Genomic DNA, 14,732 nt, shown 5'->3' on the forward strand with positions numbered 1-14,732 from the left:
TATTTTGGAAGAACTATACATGAATACAGATGAACAGAGTGAATGCGCTTTGTCATCATCAAGATTTGTTTGTACGGCCAACCATGGTTTTGCACCCTATGCTCAAGAGGAGCTTAGAAGATTATTTGGGTCTGTAAAAAGTACAATGCTTCTACCTGGTGAAATTTTTTTAGCAACACTACCCGCGGGAGAAATTGAAACAGTGAGGACGATTACAGGCCAGCCACCAATGTTTCTTCGCCACTTGTTTCCTGTTCATTTTCAGGAGGAAGGAACGGATCTGGTTCAAGTGCAAGAGCGTCTGGTTGCATTTATCCGTAACCGCAGGGAACTGATAGATCAACGTGTTTCTTTGCAAGTACGCAAAGGAACTAATAGCAGTTGGACTGAAAGCGCAGGTGCGCTCAAGCTGGCTTTGAGTGAACAATTAAGTGATCTACCTATGGAGTTGGTGGTACAAGGTGCCGATGTTATTGTGTCCGTTTTTGCAGATACGGATACGTGGTACGCAGGCGTATCACATCCTCAGGACAACCTATCGGATTGGAGTGGAGGTGCAGTTCGTTTTCAGAAGGAAGACGGACAGATCTCTCGTGCCAAATTCAAGCTACTGGAAGCAGAAGCAACGTTCGGTATTGATTTTAGCGCTTTCCATCAGGGACTAGATATTGGGGCAGCACCGGGTGGATGGACTTCCTTTTTGCTGGAGCGTGGACTGAAAGTTACAGCGGTTGATCCGGCCAAGATGGAGCCATCGCTGATGAAGTACGCCAATCTGACGTTTTTGCGTAAAAATGCAAGTGAAGTCAAATTTAAAGAAAATTCGTTCGATCTGCTGGTTTGTGATATGAGCTGGAGCCCAAAACAGATGGCAAGGCTCGTTACTGATTTACTATATAGTTTGCGGAGTGGTGGTACGGCTATCGTAACAGTCAAGCTAATGCATAAAAAGCCCTTGGCGCTCATTCATGATGTGATTGCTTCATTTGAGGAGTCCGGCATGCAGATTCAGCGAGCTAAGCAGCTTTTCCATAACCGAGACGAGATTACCCTGTATATGATCAAGTATGGAAAATAATTCTTTACAATAGATACAGGTGTGCTATATAATAAAGCCAAATTGTTCCTTTAAAAAAATAATTGTGTTAAATCAAGGGAAAGCATCCCGCGAAAATTGTTTTCATGTCAGCATGAAGACTTCATTTTGCGGTGGCTTTCCCTTTTTTGCGTTGTCTGCTTTTAGAAGGGAGGTAAGAGAATGATGAATCAACCATCACGATTAGAGTTCGGGTCAATTGTCGGTGAGCGTTACCGAATAATTCGCACGTTAGGTTCGGGAGGCATGAGCCGCGTGTTCATGGCCGAAGATTTAAAGCTGCCGGGCAAGCATTGGGCGGTGAAGGAGTCGATTGCCGATCCAAAAATAATGAAGATTGTACGGACGGAAGCCGAAATGTTGATTTCGCTAAGCCATCCACGTTTACCGAGAATTGTTGATTTTTTTGAGTATCCTTCATCTGGTGCGGTATATCTGGTTATGGACTACATCGAAGGAATTACGCTGGAAGCATACATGAGGGGATACCAAGGCTATATACCACAGGAACAAATCATTCCACTCGCTCTGCAGGTATTGGATGTACTTGATTATTTGCATACCCGTCAATTACCAGTCATTTATCGGGACCTCAAGCCGGCGAATATTATGCTGACACCAGAAATGGAATTTAAGCTGATCGATTTTGGGATAGCGAGGAGTTATAAGTCCGAGCTGGATCAGGATACGATAAAGCTGGGCACAGTAGGCTTCGCTGCCCCAGAGCAATATGGAACAGGACAGACGGATGCTCGTTCGGACTTGTACAGTCTGGGGGCGTTACTATTGTATCTATGTACAGGTGGTAAATATAGCGAGTGGACTGCAGGAGTTGAAGGGTATATTCGTGGGGAATTGCCTCGACATTTGATTCCGATAATTCGAAAGCTGCTGCGGCATCATCCTGAGGAACGATTTCAGTCTGCTGAGGAGGTCATTGGAGAACTGAGGCGCAGTGCTGATTTTCAGTCTGCTCAACCAGGAAAATCTATGAGTAATGCTTCAATGGATTATGCTGGAACAAGGGTAGTGGCTGTGCTGGGCGTGTCTTCCGGCTCCGGTGCTACGCACACAGCAATTGCGGTGAGCCACTACTTGGCTCGAAGGACCCACTCTGTAGCCTTGGTTGAGCTACATAGTACAGCTAAGGCATTCGCCCGACTGCAAGAAGTCGTGGAAGGCATACCTGTTGGACAAGCGAGTTCAAGTCGGCGTTTTGAAGTCGATGGAGTCCATTATTGGCGGCAAACATCTCGTGCGGATGTCATTTCTTTGCTGGGCGGCTCCTACAGATTTATCGTACTGGACTTGGGGAATGGGCAGGACAATGAACGACTGGAAGAATTTCTGAGAGCTGATTACCCGCTAGTTGTTGGCTCAGGAGCCGAATGGAGAGTTCAGGATATAACGGGCTTAGCCCGATCTCTTCAGCGTCATCCGCAACACAAATGGAATTACTGCTTGCCATTGGCATCCTCGGAGGCTGTCCGCAGGTTACGAAAGGAGCTAGAACACGATAAAGTATTTGCGCTGCCGTTCCACTCAGACCCCTTCGAACAGGATGATGAAATGGATCAGGTATTGGATGAGCTTTTTCGTGGAGTCATTACAGACACCCGGAAAAAACGTTTCGGATTCCTTAAACGGCAGCACTAAATAAATAGACATGTATATATCAAAAAGAGGTAGGGGAGAAGCTGTGTGTCCAAGCTAAGAAAAAGCAGCAAACAAAAACTATCCGCAGGTTGTATTGGCGCGGGAATTGTAGGCATGATCTTTGTGAGCTACCTTATACTGAATACCCATCAAATGAGTGAGATCAGGAAACAGGCAGAGGTGGAGGCAGAGCAGAAATGGAAACTGTATGAACAAGAGCAACGGACCGCCAAAACAGGCTGGGCGGTTGTTCGTGACATTTCACCAGGCGAGCAGATTACATCTAATGATTTGAAGGGAATTAAGGTTCCTGGTTCTCAAGCCCCGTCTAATTTATTGGCAAATAAAAATGAAGTTTCCGGCACTACAGCCAAGATAGAACTAAAAAAAGGATCTGTGCTTACATCGGCTATGATTACTGCTAATGAACCGACACCTAAGGATCTACGCAACCGTGAGTTAAAAGTGGTGGTACTGCCCAGCAGCCTGAAGTCAGGGGACGAAGTAGATATCCGCATTCAATTTCCAACAGGTCAGGATTACATTCTATTATCCAAAAAGAAGATTTCCCGACTGGAAGGCCCAATCGTATGGGTTACTATGAATGAGCAGGAAATACTATCGCTTTCGAGTGCTATTGTAGATGCCTATCTGCATAAAGCATCCATCTATGCTCTGACATATGTAGATCCCCAATTTCAGCCCAAGGCAATCCCGACCTATCCGCCAAATGCGCAGGTGTTAGCGTTAATGAATAGTGATCCGAATTTAGTCCGTGTTGCTGAACAAAAACTGTCCAAGCAGCTACGAGATTCTCTAGAAAATGCGATTGGTTCATCAAACAATGTGATTTCAACACCTGTGGAAAGAGTTCTAAGTGAGGAGGTTGCAGCTCAGCATGCGGGCACAGCTATTGAAGATGCAGCAAGCGGAATTGATGATACAGGGAGTGAGGAACAGGATCACAAAGAACAAACGAAGATTCTAACGCAGGGCGGCAGCTCTGACCCGTATGCCAAATAAATGAGAGAAAAGGAACGGAAGTATGAAAACATGGATATTTGCCGGTCTTTGTGACAAAAGCGATACCTTATTATACATCAGCAGCGTATTGGCAGCTTCCGGTCAACAGGTACTGCTTGTGGACGCTACACTGCGGGGACGGTATCGGTATAGCATAGGAATGCTTGATAAACCACTACCCATTACGCAGTTTTGTGGATTCGATGTGGCAATTGGATTTACAGCATGGGAAGATCTGCATATCGATATGCTGGCTGATCAAAATGAAGAACAGACTTATGACATTGTTATTTTGGATGTAGAGCTGCCTGATTTTTGTCCAATTTCTGTTTGGAAAACGGCAGAACTGCGAGTTTGGGTCAGTGATTATAGCCACATGTTAATGCACAACGGACAGAATTGGCTTGAGCATTTGTTTGACCAAGCTGGATTCCCCAAAGATCTTGTATTTCACAAGCTATTTATACATGCAGTGGATTGTGGTGTAGAGGAAGCGTATTTGTGGGAATACATGAACCACTTTCCTGCCTTATGGCAGCAAGAGCCGTATGTACTGCCATGGGATGAGGGTCAGCTTGCTCTAAAGCTGGAAAATGAGCATAAAAAACAGCTTCTGCTAAAACCTCTATCCAGAATATATAAGAGAGAATTGTGCCGTTGCATTGGAGAATGGATGAGTTGGGAGATAAAAGAGAGTCGTCGTGCGCTAAAGCGTGCGGAAAGGAGGAGAGCATGAGCACCATTTTATTTTGGAGTCCAATTAAGGGAGCGAGTGGGAGTAGCTCTTTAGCGGCAGCAATAGCAATTACCATAGGTAATTTATATAGAGGAAGACTATTATTGACTCATTTAGGCCGTAGGCATACCGGTATTGAATCAGGATTTCCTATACAGGAGTACGCCATGGACGATCCGAGTCTACAGATTCAGGAAGGGGGCTGGGAGGCTGTTTCACGTTTAGTTCTGAGAGGGACGCTGTCTAGAGAAAATATTCGTAACTATACAATACCTGTGTTAGAACACACTCTGGATGTACTTGAGGGAACCTCCGGCTTTGGAGCTGCACCGCCGCTACTTTCCCCTGATCTTGTAAGGGTGGTAATTGATACAGCGAATCAATATTATGATTTAACGCTGATTGATGCAGGGAGTGGGGGAGGCTGGGGGGCTGTACAGCATGAAGCATGTGCACGAGCCAAACTGGCTGTTCTTTCGCTCACTCAGAATATGCGTGAGTTGGACGCTTATTTTGAATCTGTGTCTCCGTTATCCACATATTCGTCATTACCCTTATTAATTGTCCTTGGAAAATATGATGTGCATTCACAAGCGAATGAAGCGAACATACGCAGGAGGTATGGCTACAAGGGTACTTTGTATACAGTTCCTTATAGCACCGAATTTATGGACGCATGGAACCGCAGGGATGTGATTGGCCATGTGCAGCGCGAGGTGCGAAGTGGAAAAGAGCAGCAACGCAAGCTTTTTATGTCTGTAGGATGGGCGCAGAGCGTACGGCAGATTAGCAAAGCTATTCTGGAGGCGGTAGAGTCCGATCTTCGGCTCAAGGCTTTGGAGAGGGGCGCTTAATGCTGTCCGCTCATATGATCAACGGGTTAATTGTTACCTGCATTGTGTTGTTGTGCATCGTACTGATTATTGTTAAATATCGAGGGAATCTTCACTCGCAACATTCAGCTCTTCGGATAGAACCAAAGAACGAAGAAGCCACCTTCGAAACATTGATAGAATATATCAAAAATGCGCTTCATGAACTAAGTCACAGCCAGATGGCAGATGCCGGATTACATGAAGAGGAATATAGGCGGCGTATCCATCAAAGGGCGGAACTACGAAGGGCGTTAAAGGACTGTGCCAATGGCAGCAGTGGAGATAAACGTTTTGTTAAAAATCTGATGAGTGAGCTTCTGATAAACGGTTACGGTTTGAACGAGAAAATCGCCGATACAATTATGCCATTCTCCAGACCTGAGTTGTTTAGCACACAGGATCAATTCGAAATTATTTTTTACCAATATCAGCAGAAGTTTGGCGCGGATGCACTATCACGTTTACTGGATACTTATGACTTAGCCGAAATGAGGTATTCACAGCAAGGTGAAGAGGATGGAAGCTATTTCGTAACAACAGAGGATATCCGCTATATCTATGACTGTGAATACCGTCCCCTTTCCTTTATGGAGAAAGTGGATATTATTGTGCAGCGGATTTATCAAAATTATAAAGGCTTTTCTGTCATTGATGATATTCGTGACCAGAAGATCGATGGTGTAAGCGGGGGTGTCAGTGGTGTGCCGGAAGGTGGGATTCCTTCATCACCACATTGGTCTTCAGATGGATTTGTATTTGAACAAACCTCTGCGCCTACTACAAATGGATATGAGAGTGTGTGGATTTTCTACAAAGGTAAAACTATCCATCTTTCATTCCTTTCCTTCGGATCGGAACGTGAGCTTAAAAGGGTATGTCAAAATATTTACAAATACAATTATCCAGGACAGCTTTCTGAAGCGAATGGTTATAAGGTCAACGAAATGAAGGATGGATCACGGGTAGTAGTAGTGCGCCCGCCTTTCTCTGAATCATGGGCTTTCTTTGTTCGTAAGTTTGATATTCAAAGCGCTTCGCTGGAACAGTTAATTAGGGGACAAAACGCTGATTTTCCAATCCAGCTATTATCTTATCTAATGAAAGGCAGTCGGATTACTGCAATTACAGGTGCGCAGGGTTCAGGAAAAACAACATTGTTAATGGCGATGGTCAAGCATATTTACGCTTCGTATACGCTTCGCGTTCAGGAAATGGCCTTTGAGCTGCATCTACGCAACATCTACAGTCGCCGTAATATTCTTACCTTTCGAGAAACAGATCATATTTCAGGACAACAAGGTCTTGACTTGCAGAAAAAAACAGATGGAACCGTCAATATTCTAGGTGAAGTAGCGAGTGATGAAGTAGCTGCTTGGATGATTCAAATGTCGCAGGTTGCTAGTCTGTTCACTATTTTTACTCACCATGCTAAAACATTTCGCGATCTTGTATTTTCGCTTCGTAATTCACTGCTCAAAACTGGAGTATTTCAGCATGAAGGCATTGCTGAAGAACAGGTAGTGCATGTCATTAATTTTGATGTGCATCTCAAGCGTGATGCGCAAGGGCGGCGTTATATCGAACGGATCACAGAATGTGTACCGCGTAATCCAGAGCATACGGATGTAGGTCCCAATGCTTCATCGAGCTATAGCTATCGCCATGTTATGGAATATCGAAATGGAAGCTATATACCAATGAAGCCCTTGACAGCTAAAAGCGTAGAAGAAATGTGTGAGCAAATGAATGCTAAGGATGCTACAGATTTCTGCAGTTTTTTGACCCGTTATTGGGAGGAAGACTATGAGTCTTAAAGAAATTTTATTGTGGGTTTTGCTTATATCAGGTGTGGGATTTGCAGTTCTATATACAGTTTTGTATGGGTTGCATAAGCATAAGAGCTATGCAGTTCGCAGAGGTAGAATTCATTCTGTACAGGAAGCACGAAAGGGAAAAGCGGTACTTCAACGGGAACTTCAAACTTTAATGCATAAATTGTATACGCTGTGTATGAGGGTCCCTATCACATCTGGATACATCACAAGTGTACGTAAGCGACTAGCTGGTCAGCATGCATACGATGAGTATAAGCTTCGTCTGCAGACCATGAAGATGATACTGTTCAGCTGGGGTACTTTTGTTTGCAGCGGCGTTGTGCTGTTGATGATGAAACCAGGAATAGAGTTTGCTATATTGGCCGTTTTATGTGGAGTGGTAATCAACAGTCTTGTTATAGATGTGGCCACTAGCCAAATGGAAAAAAGGCTACTTTCTCAAATGATCGAATTGTTCGCCAATGTACGTCATCACTATCATCAGCACGGTATGGTAGAAGAATCCATATCTGAAGCGGCCGATTTAGCAGGAGCAGAGGCTGGAAGACATGCACGGCTCATCCATGAGGCGCTGACAGATGCTGATCCGCACGAGGCACTCGAAAGATATTATGAATCAGCTCCAAATCGGTTTTTAAAAGCCTTTGCTGGTATTTCGTATATGGTAATGGAGTTTGGTGATCGGGTTGAGGATGGTGGTTCCATTTATTTAAAGGGGCTAAGCAGTCTTGCACGTGAAATCCAGTTGGAGTTACTGCGGAGAAATAAACTGGACTACCTACTAAAAAGTTTAAACGTGATCGCACTGGCTCCCGTTTTCTTTACTACCCCAATCGAGAGATGGGCGAGATCCAGCTTTCCATCCATGGATGAGTTTTATCAGGGGAAATTGGGTTATATCACAAAATTGACCGTTTACATTGTTATCATCCTATCCTACTTTCTGTTACAGAAACTGCAACAGTCGGACGAGACAGGATATCGTGCGGGTAAAGGGCGGAGGGTGTGGGAGCAGAAGTTATATCGTCTGCCCATCATTCGTAATATGGTGGATTCTTTAATTCCCCGGCAGCATATGACATCTTATTCCCAGATAACCCGACTATTAAAGGAAAGTGGTGCGGAGGTAAAGCTTGAGTGGCTCTACATACGTAGAATTGCTCTTTTTATCTTAGGATTAGTGCTTAGTATCAGCACCATATTTATTTTACATGAAGCTGAAAAAACGCATATCCTTCACGCACCAGTACAATCGGGTCAAATGTTTGGACGTTTAAGTCCGATAGAGGAAAAGGAAGCTTTGAAGCAGAGTGAGATTGACCGCAAAATCATGCAAACGTTGTACATGAAAGCGGATAGCACATACGAGCGAGCGTACGCTGCTTTAGAACACTATGCTAATGGCACAGCTACTCCAGAGCAGCTATCCAGAAATACTCAACGAATTCTCCAAAAGCTGAAAGATTGGAATGAAGAATATATCAAATGGTGGGAAGTACTGATTAGTATAGTTGCTGGGTATGTAGCCTACCAAATGCCCATGCTTTTATTATATTTGCAACGGAAAATGCGTTATTTGGACATGAAGCATGAGGTGTATCAGTTTCAAACGGTTATTTCCATTTTACGGGTTATGGAACGAATGTCTGTCGAGGAAATATTGGAGTGGCTGAACAGATTTTCAGTTATCTTCAAAAGACCTCTGCAAAAATGTCTGCTTCATTATGAACATGGACCAGAGGCAGCTCTCGATTTGTTGAAAGAAGAAGCACCTTTGCCGGAATTTCAACGTCTGGTGGACAAGCTTTATTTATCTTTGGGGAAAATTACCATTAGAGAGGCGTTTGATGATTTGGAATCCCAGATGACCTACTATTTTGAACAAAGAAAACAGGAGTATGAAAAAATAATAGACAGCAAGGCAATCTGGGGGAGGATGATTGGTTTTGCCCCGATGTATGGTCTTATCTTTTTATATTTGGTGATTCCGCTGATCGGTATGAGCTTTGTTCAAATGGATAGCTATTATGAGCAAATACAAAAAATTCAGTAAGTAAATTCAATGATGATTAACCAATATTACAAGTTGAGGAGAGAAAGAAATGAACAATGCATCAACAGCATTAAAGGTAGCTGCTGGGATATTTTTGACCATCGCACTAATTACAATTGTAGTCATACTGTTTATCTCAGCTCAGGAAGCTACTAAAACAGCACAAAACAATTTCGCCGATATCCAGACCGAATTGTCTCAAGCCTCCTTTACAGTATACGACGGCACAACAATTAGCGGCTCCCAGGTAACCAATGCGCTGCGGAAGTTTCAGGGAAAGGACCAGTTTGGTATTCAGATTAAAACCGGCAAAAATATGGCAGGACAGTGGTATGGAAATGCTCTGAACATTAGTCCAGACAGCGAGCAGTATGGTGCTGTGAATGGCGGCAGTGATAAGACGGGAAAAATTGCGAATACACTTAATGAAAAGGAGAATGAATACGTAAATCCAAGTGGTAAATTCAAGGCTGAAATCGTTAAAGACAAATCAAACGTGGTACGTGGGTTGTTGTTTACCCAGTCTTAAGAAGTACAGCAAAGATAATAGTCATAAGGGAGATGTGAGCATGTCTGATCACGCTTCAAGTATGCTGTGGCTTGGTGTGTCAGTTATTCTATTTATAACCGCATGTGCAGCAGCAGCAAACTTGTCCAGTCAATTGGGTAGTGCACTGGAATTAAGGTCGCAGCGGGAGGAGCAATCAGAGGGGCGGATATCCAGAACTATAGAGGTGGAGACGCCGCAACGGATTAAGGGGACTCAAGTTATCCAGACCATTCGGATGAACTTGCAGGAGGGGATTTCGGTTCAAGTTGACGGTTTAGAGTACGATGTATACTCTGAACCGTTTGAGCCTGATGTATCTACCTTGGATGCTTCCTCTATATATGCCATATACCCACAGCGTAATGGGAACGGAGACATAACATCTGTACGTTTTGAGAAATTGGGGGAGGACTGAAGTGGTTCAAATAATATCCAAGCTGTTGGGGGCGCTGCTCGCTGTATTGCTTTTGTACATCGTACCCGCAGCTCAAGCTGCTGAACGGCAGGATGATATATCCGGGTTAAATACATATCATTCGACTGTACATTTTGTTGATATGGTAAGAACCAAAGGTTACATTACACCGACGATGTATAACGATTTTATGCGTGATCTGGAGCTGACAGGCAATACGTACGAAGTTGATTTGGAGCATATGCACAAAAAATATGTACCGAACTATGCAGATGCGGCGAAGCCAGACAGTTTTCTTGGTAATTATGAAGCTGTATACGATGGCTACTATAACCCGCAAATCTTACCTGTACTGTTTCCTGATAATTCGCAGCCCAAGTCGGAACAGACACGTCGGTATACCTTGATGGCCGGAGATTATTTTACAGTACGATTACATAATACGAATCGAACTCCTGCGGATTTATACAAATCCTGGATTTTGGGTGGAATAGATAACGATAAGCCGGCAGTTTCAGCTTCTTACGGGGGCATGGTTTTGAATGAAGATTACTGATTTTGCAGTTATATTTGTCCTACTCTTTTTGCCCTTTGGTGTGGTTAGTGATTTACGAGTGCAGAATCAGCGTGAAGTACAGCAGCTAGAAATGAAATATACGTCTGCTCTCCGTACCGCAGTTCAGGATGCAGGTGTTGTGCTCTCACAGAATGAACGTCAGGAACGCGAGGCCGGATATGGATCAGATAAGTTTTTTCGTGTAGATAAAGAAGAAGCACTGACCACGTTCCTGCATACTTTCTTCCTTAATATGGGCATTGATGGGGATATAGCAGCACAACGTGCGTTATTGGATTACATACCAGTCATTGTGATTCTGGACTATGATGGTTATTATACGTTCGCTTCAGCAACCTATAAAGATGCGTATGGACAAGCGGTCATAGGCCACAAGTGGAGCGAAAAAAAGCCTTATGCCTATGTTGATGCAGCAGGCAATAGTGTGGGATTCACCCTGGACAATTATCTGCACGCATATGATGCGCGAAATCAGAGATGGGTGGAGGGTTTTCAAAAGGAGCTTGAGGGTCAGACCCCCATTTCGTTACTGAACAATTCATTAACCTTTGAGCAAATGCGCCGTTCTACCATCGTTCGCACCGTTCAGGAAGATCTGGCTCGAATGATTAACGTCCATAACGAAAAAGCAGCACGGAATGGCATTTCCTATACGTTCACTCTTCCACTCATTCCACAAGAGGAATGGTATAACACGATAGATGATGTGGGTATGATTGCGTTTATCCAAGGCATTCCAGTTGGAGACAGGTATTACAATAACTACGGGTTTGGTGGTGGAAGAGTCGTCCGAAAGCGATCTATTATTGGAGGCATAGAACCGGGTACTGGCATGAAATATTTTTATAGAGATTCATATCCAGCCCCTTTTCAAGCGATTGAGCGTTTTATGGATGAAAAATCTGCGGCAGCTGCTGGGTATTTCGAATACAAATATCATAACAGCTTAAAATAATCACTCTCCGGGGTGGGTTTCGTATTATTAGGTCAACTAAAAGGTTGGCCTGCAGTGACAGCCTAGTCTTTCGATTTTATGGTCACTGCTATTTTAAAGAGTGAGTCAAATAAATGGAATTTGATACTCGACTTATCGGGGGAATTCCAACGAAGCTGACACCACTCGCAAAGTGTATGCCGTTATATGTAAATTTAAGTGCTAATATCTGTTGAAGTAAAAGACGAAACCGCTTGTGAATATTTTTGTCTTGGCATCATTTAGGCTCTTGCCTAATGTTGAAGGTTTTTTAGTCCTTTATATAGGCAACCGCATATGATAAGTAAACACTGAATCAAAAAAAGGAGAATGAGTATGTACCCAAAATCATGCCATCACTTCCCATGGCATATTCCTATGTATAACAGCTGTAATTACAGCTATCGGAGTTATAATCCTCAATACTACAATTGGTACAACAACGACAGTAATCTCAATGAAAAGATAATATTAAGAGATTATGGACAAAGTCCATTTGTAGTGAATATTGACCAGGCTGCAAATCAAAACAAAAGTTACCGTACTGCTATATGGACAGGGAAACATTTTCAAGTGACTCTGATGAGTATTAATGTTGGCGATGATATCGGTTTAGAAGCTCATCCAACAACTGATCAATTCATACGTATTGAAGAAGGTCAGGCACTTGTTCAAATGGGGGATAGGAAAGACAAATTAGATTATCAAGTGATGGCCTATGATGACTATGCAATTATGATACCTGCTGGAAAATGGCACAATGTAATTAATACAGGAAATACGCCCCTTAAGATATACGTTATCTATGCACCGCCTGAGCATCCATTTGGTACAGTTCATGAAACAAAAGAAATTGTCATGTCTGCTGAAAGATAGCCAATTATAAATTAATTTTATTTCATCCCGGTCCAGAATCCAGACCGGGATGATTACATTTTCTTCATTTTATTATTCCTCCGATACTCATGAGGACTGTCTACATAGAGTTCCTTTTTATTAATTGTTATTAGAACTTATCAATTATTTAGGCATTCATTGCTAGGGAATTGTAAGCTTCTGTATACTAGAAGCTTAGATTACCAAAGCAGCAAAAAACTCCTTACGTACCTACCGAAGAGGAGCTTAAGTGCTACTACGATTAACTGTTTTTCTTTTTTTAGGCCAATCCATCTGAAAACCTAAAAATATGCTGTTTTCAATATTCCGATAAGGGTGCCGGATGTGCTACAATAAAGCTTTGAAAGAAACGATAGCTATATGAAATAAGAACACTCGGCAATGCCGATGAGACAATAAGGAGCCAAAAACAGCTTATGAGTTTATTGACTGTAGAAAATGTATCCCACAACTTTGGGGACCGTGCATTATTTAAAAATGTTTCCTTTCGATTACTTGCGGGGGAACGTGTAGGATTGGTAGGAGCTAATGGTGTTGGTAAATCGACACTCATGAACATTCTGACTGGAAAATTGCTTAAAGATGAAGGCAAAGTGGAATGGACTCCACGTGTACGTCATGGCTATCTGGATCAGCACACCAAGCTGACGCCGGGCAAAACAGTACGTGATGTATTAAAAGACGCTTTTCTTCCTTTGTTGGAACTAGAAAAGGAAATGATGCAAATTACAGACAAAATGGGAGAGGCTTCTCCCGAAGAGTTGGAAGTCTTGCTGGAACAGATGGGAGAAATTCAAGAGCAATTGGATATGGGGGATTTTTACCTCATTGATGTGAAGGTTGAAGAAATGGCGAATGGATTAGGTCTCTCTGCCATCGGACTGGATCGGGATGTAGCAGCCCTTAGTGGTGGGCAACGGACAAAGGTGCTTCTTGCTAAGTTGCTGTTGGAAAAGCCAAATGTATTGCTGCTGGATGAGCCTACCAACTATTTGGATGTGGAGCATATTGAATGGCTTACGCGATATTTGAAGGATTATCCCTATGCTTTTATCCTCATCTCACATGATACTGAATTTATGAACCAAGTCGTTAATGTAATCTACCATCTTGAATTTGCTAAGATGACCCGCTATTCAGCTAACTATGAAAAGTTTCTTGAAATGGCGGATCTGAACAAAGCACAGCATATTGATGCATATGAGAAGCAGCAGGAATATATTAAGAAACAGGAAGATTTTATTCAGCGCAATAAAGCGCGCGCATCTACATCAGGCCGTGCAAAAAGCCGTGAAAAGCAGCTTGATCGGATCGAACGTATTGATAAGCCTGAAGAAGCTGCAAAGCCAACCTTTCAGTTCAAAGAAGCCCGTGCGAGCGGGAAAACGGTTTTTGAGGGTATTGATTTTGAAATTGGCTACACTCATGCTCTTTTGCCTAAAATGTCCATGACGATCGAACGTGGCGAAAAGATCGCAATTGTTGGCTGCAATGGTGTTGGTAAGTCTACGTTGCTCAAAACCATTCTTGGGAAAATACCTCCAATCAGCGGAAAAACCTATCAAGGGGATTTCTTGCAGCCTGCTTATTTTGAACAGGAAGTAAAGGCGGAGAAAATTACACCGATTGACGATGTATGGAATGAATTTCCGCATTTGAATCAGCATGAAGTACGAGCGCATTTGGCGCGCTGTGGTTTAAAGAATGAGCATATCACCCGGCCTTTGTCTGCGCTTAGTGGTGGAGAACAGGCTAAAGTCCGCCTTTGTAAACTGTTAATGCGTGAGAGCAACTGGGTACTGTTTGATGAGCCTACCAACCACTTGGATGTCAAAGCAAAGGATGAACTCAAACGCGCTTTGAAGGAATACAAAGGGACCGTATTGCTTGTATCCCACGAACCGGACTTTTACGAGGATTGGGTAACCAAAACGTGGAATGTAGAAGAGTGGTCTAGTAAAGTTAACTGAAATCCAGTTCTGACAGATTTAACACAAGGTGGGGTTTGCAGAATTAGGAAAATATGCTAAGCTATCTTTAGCTGAT

Annotated in this window: 13 protein-coding genes; all 13 read left to right on the top strand. The window is 43.1% G+C overall.

The genetic code is table 11. From position 1 onward, the window contains the following. Positions 1–19 precede the first annotated feature (19 nt). The 13 genes from ACXHJ2_RS09505 (at position 20) to ACXHJ2_RS09565 (ending at position 14,656) form a co-directional block, all read left to right on the top strand. Entirely contained in the window at positions 20–1,078 is a 1,059-nt protein-coding gene (locus tag ACXHJ2_RS09505) for an SAM-dependent methyltransferase (protein ID WP_090739187.1), read from the top strand. 180 nt (positions 1,079–1,258) lie between these two features. Beyond that, entirely contained in the window at positions 1,259–2,752 is a 1,494-nt protein-coding gene (locus ACXHJ2_RS09510) for a serine/threonine protein kinase (RefSeq protein WP_165080731.1), read from the top strand. Between the two features lie 45 nt (positions 2,753–2,797). Continuing rightward, a complete protein-coding gene (locus ACXHJ2_RS09515; protein WP_025675960.1) occupies positions 2,798–3,775 on the top strand; it encodes an SAF domain-containing protein in 978 nt (325 codons plus the stop codon). Positions 3,776–3,797: 22 nt separating this feature from the next. After that, positions 3,798–4,511: a hypothetical protein gene (locus ACXHJ2_RS09520; RefSeq protein ID WP_058829639.1), complete on the top strand. Its 714-nt coding sequence runs from the start codon at positions 3,798–3,800 to the stop codon at positions 4,509–4,511. Further along, complete coding sequence (locus ACXHJ2_RS09525) at positions 4,508–5,365, top strand: hypothetical protein (protein WP_058829638.1); 858 nt, start codon at positions 4,508–4,510, stop codon at positions 5,363–5,365. The genes ACXHJ2_RS09520 and ACXHJ2_RS09525 overlap by 4 nt, the downstream gene beginning before the upstream one ends. Further along, a complete protein-coding gene (locus tag ACXHJ2_RS09530; RefSeq protein ID WP_058829637.1) occupies positions 5,365–7,200 on the top strand; it encodes an ATPase, T2SS/T4P/T4SS family in 1,836 nt (611 codons plus the stop codon). The genes ACXHJ2_RS09525 and ACXHJ2_RS09530 overlap by 1 nt, the downstream gene beginning before the upstream one ends. Then, positions 7,190–9,274 (top strand): hypothetical protein, encoded by a 2,085-nt coding sequence (locus ACXHJ2_RS09535; RefSeq protein WP_058829636.1) that lies wholly within the window; start codon positions 7,190–7,192, stop codon positions 9,272–9,274. The genes ACXHJ2_RS09530 and ACXHJ2_RS09535 overlap by 11 nt, the downstream gene beginning before the upstream one ends. Positions 9,275–9,323: 49 nt before the next feature. Further along, positions 9,324–9,803, top strand: a complete 480-nt coding sequence (locus tag ACXHJ2_RS09540; RefSeq protein WP_007430644.1) for a hypothetical protein — start codon at positions 9,324–9,326, stop codon at positions 9,801–9,803. Between the two features lie 40 nt (positions 9,804–9,843). Beyond that, entirely contained in the window at positions 9,844–10,239 is a 396-nt protein-coding gene (locus ACXHJ2_RS09545) for a hypothetical protein (RefSeq protein ID WP_013371472.1), read from the top strand. Between the two features lies 1 nt (position 10,240). Further along, positions 10,241–10,795 carry a hypothetical protein gene (locus tag ACXHJ2_RS09550; RefSeq protein ID WP_090738939.1) on the top strand — a complete coding sequence of 185 codons (555 nt, stop codon included), beginning with the start codon at positions 10,241–10,243 and terminating at the stop codon, positions 10,793–10,795. Continuing rightward, on the top strand, positions 10,782–11,771 hold the full coding sequence (locus ACXHJ2_RS09555; protein WP_165080730.1) for a hypothetical protein: 990 nt from the start codon (positions 10,782–10,784) through the stop codon (positions 11,769–11,771). Before ACXHJ2_RS09550 ends, ACXHJ2_RS09555 begins: the two co-directional genes overlap by 14 nt. A 354-nt stretch (positions 11,772–12,125) precedes the next feature. Next, a complete protein-coding gene (locus tag ACXHJ2_RS09560) occupies positions 12,126–12,665 on the top strand; it encodes a cupin domain-containing protein (RefSeq protein WP_165080729.1) in 540 nt (179 codons plus the stop codon). Positions 12,666–13,102: 437 nt separating this feature from the next. Next, on the top strand, positions 13,103–14,656 hold the full coding sequence (locus tag ACXHJ2_RS09565; RefSeq protein WP_165080728.1) for an ABC-F family ATP-binding cassette domain-containing protein: 1,554 nt from the start codon (positions 13,103–13,105) through the stop codon (positions 14,654–14,656). Positions 14,657–14,732: the final 76 nt, after the last annotated feature.

The sequence above is a fragment of the Paenibacillus sp. ALE3 genome, assembly GCF_054113405.1.

What these genes read in the sequence shown, in the direction of transcription:
- ACXHJ2_RS09545 (WP_013371472.1), top strand. Translation starts at nt 9,844, where the DNA reads ATGTCTGATCACGCTTCAAGTATGCTGTGGCTTGGTGTGTCAGTTATT.
- ACXHJ2_RS09560 (WP_165080729.1), top strand. Translation starts at nt 12,126, where the DNA reads ATGTACCCAAAATCATGCCATCACTTCCCATGGCATATTCCTATGTAT.
- ACXHJ2_RS09535 (WP_058829636.1), top strand. Translation starts at nt 7,190, where the DNA reads ATGAGTCTTAAAGAAATTTTATTGTGGGTTTTGCTTATATCAGGTGTG.
- ACXHJ2_RS09565 (WP_165080728.1), top strand. Translation starts at nt 13,103, where the DNA reads ATGAGTTTATTGACTGTAGAAAATGTATCCCACAACTTTGGGGACCGT.
- ACXHJ2_RS09510 (WP_165080731.1), top strand. Translation starts at nt 1,259, where the DNA reads ATGATGAATCAACCATCACGATTAGAGTTCGGGTCAATTGTCGGTGAG.
- ACXHJ2_RS09540 (WP_007430644.1), top strand. Translation starts at nt 9,324, where the DNA reads ATGAACAATGCATCAACAGCATTAAAGGTAGCTGCTGGGATATTTTTG.
- ACXHJ2_RS09520 (WP_058829639.1), top strand. Translation starts at nt 3,798, where the DNA reads ATGAAAACATGGATATTTGCCGGTCTTTGTGACAAAAGCGATACCTTA.
- ACXHJ2_RS09525 (WP_058829638.1), top strand. Translation starts at nt 4,508, where the DNA reads ATGAGCACCATTTTATTTTGGAGTCCAATTAAGGGAGCGAGTGGGAGT.
- ACXHJ2_RS09505 (WP_090739187.1), top strand. Translation starts at nt 20, where the DNA reads ATGAATACAGATGAACAGAGTGAATGCGCTTTGTCATCATCAAGATTT.
- ACXHJ2_RS09530 (WP_058829637.1), top strand. Translation starts at nt 5,365, where the DNA reads ATGCTGTCCGCTCATATGATCAACGGGTTAATTGTTACCTGCATTGTG.
- ACXHJ2_RS09555 (WP_165080730.1), top strand. Translation starts at nt 10,782, where the DNA reads ATGAAGATTACTGATTTTGCAGTTATATTTGTCCTACTCTTTTTGCCC.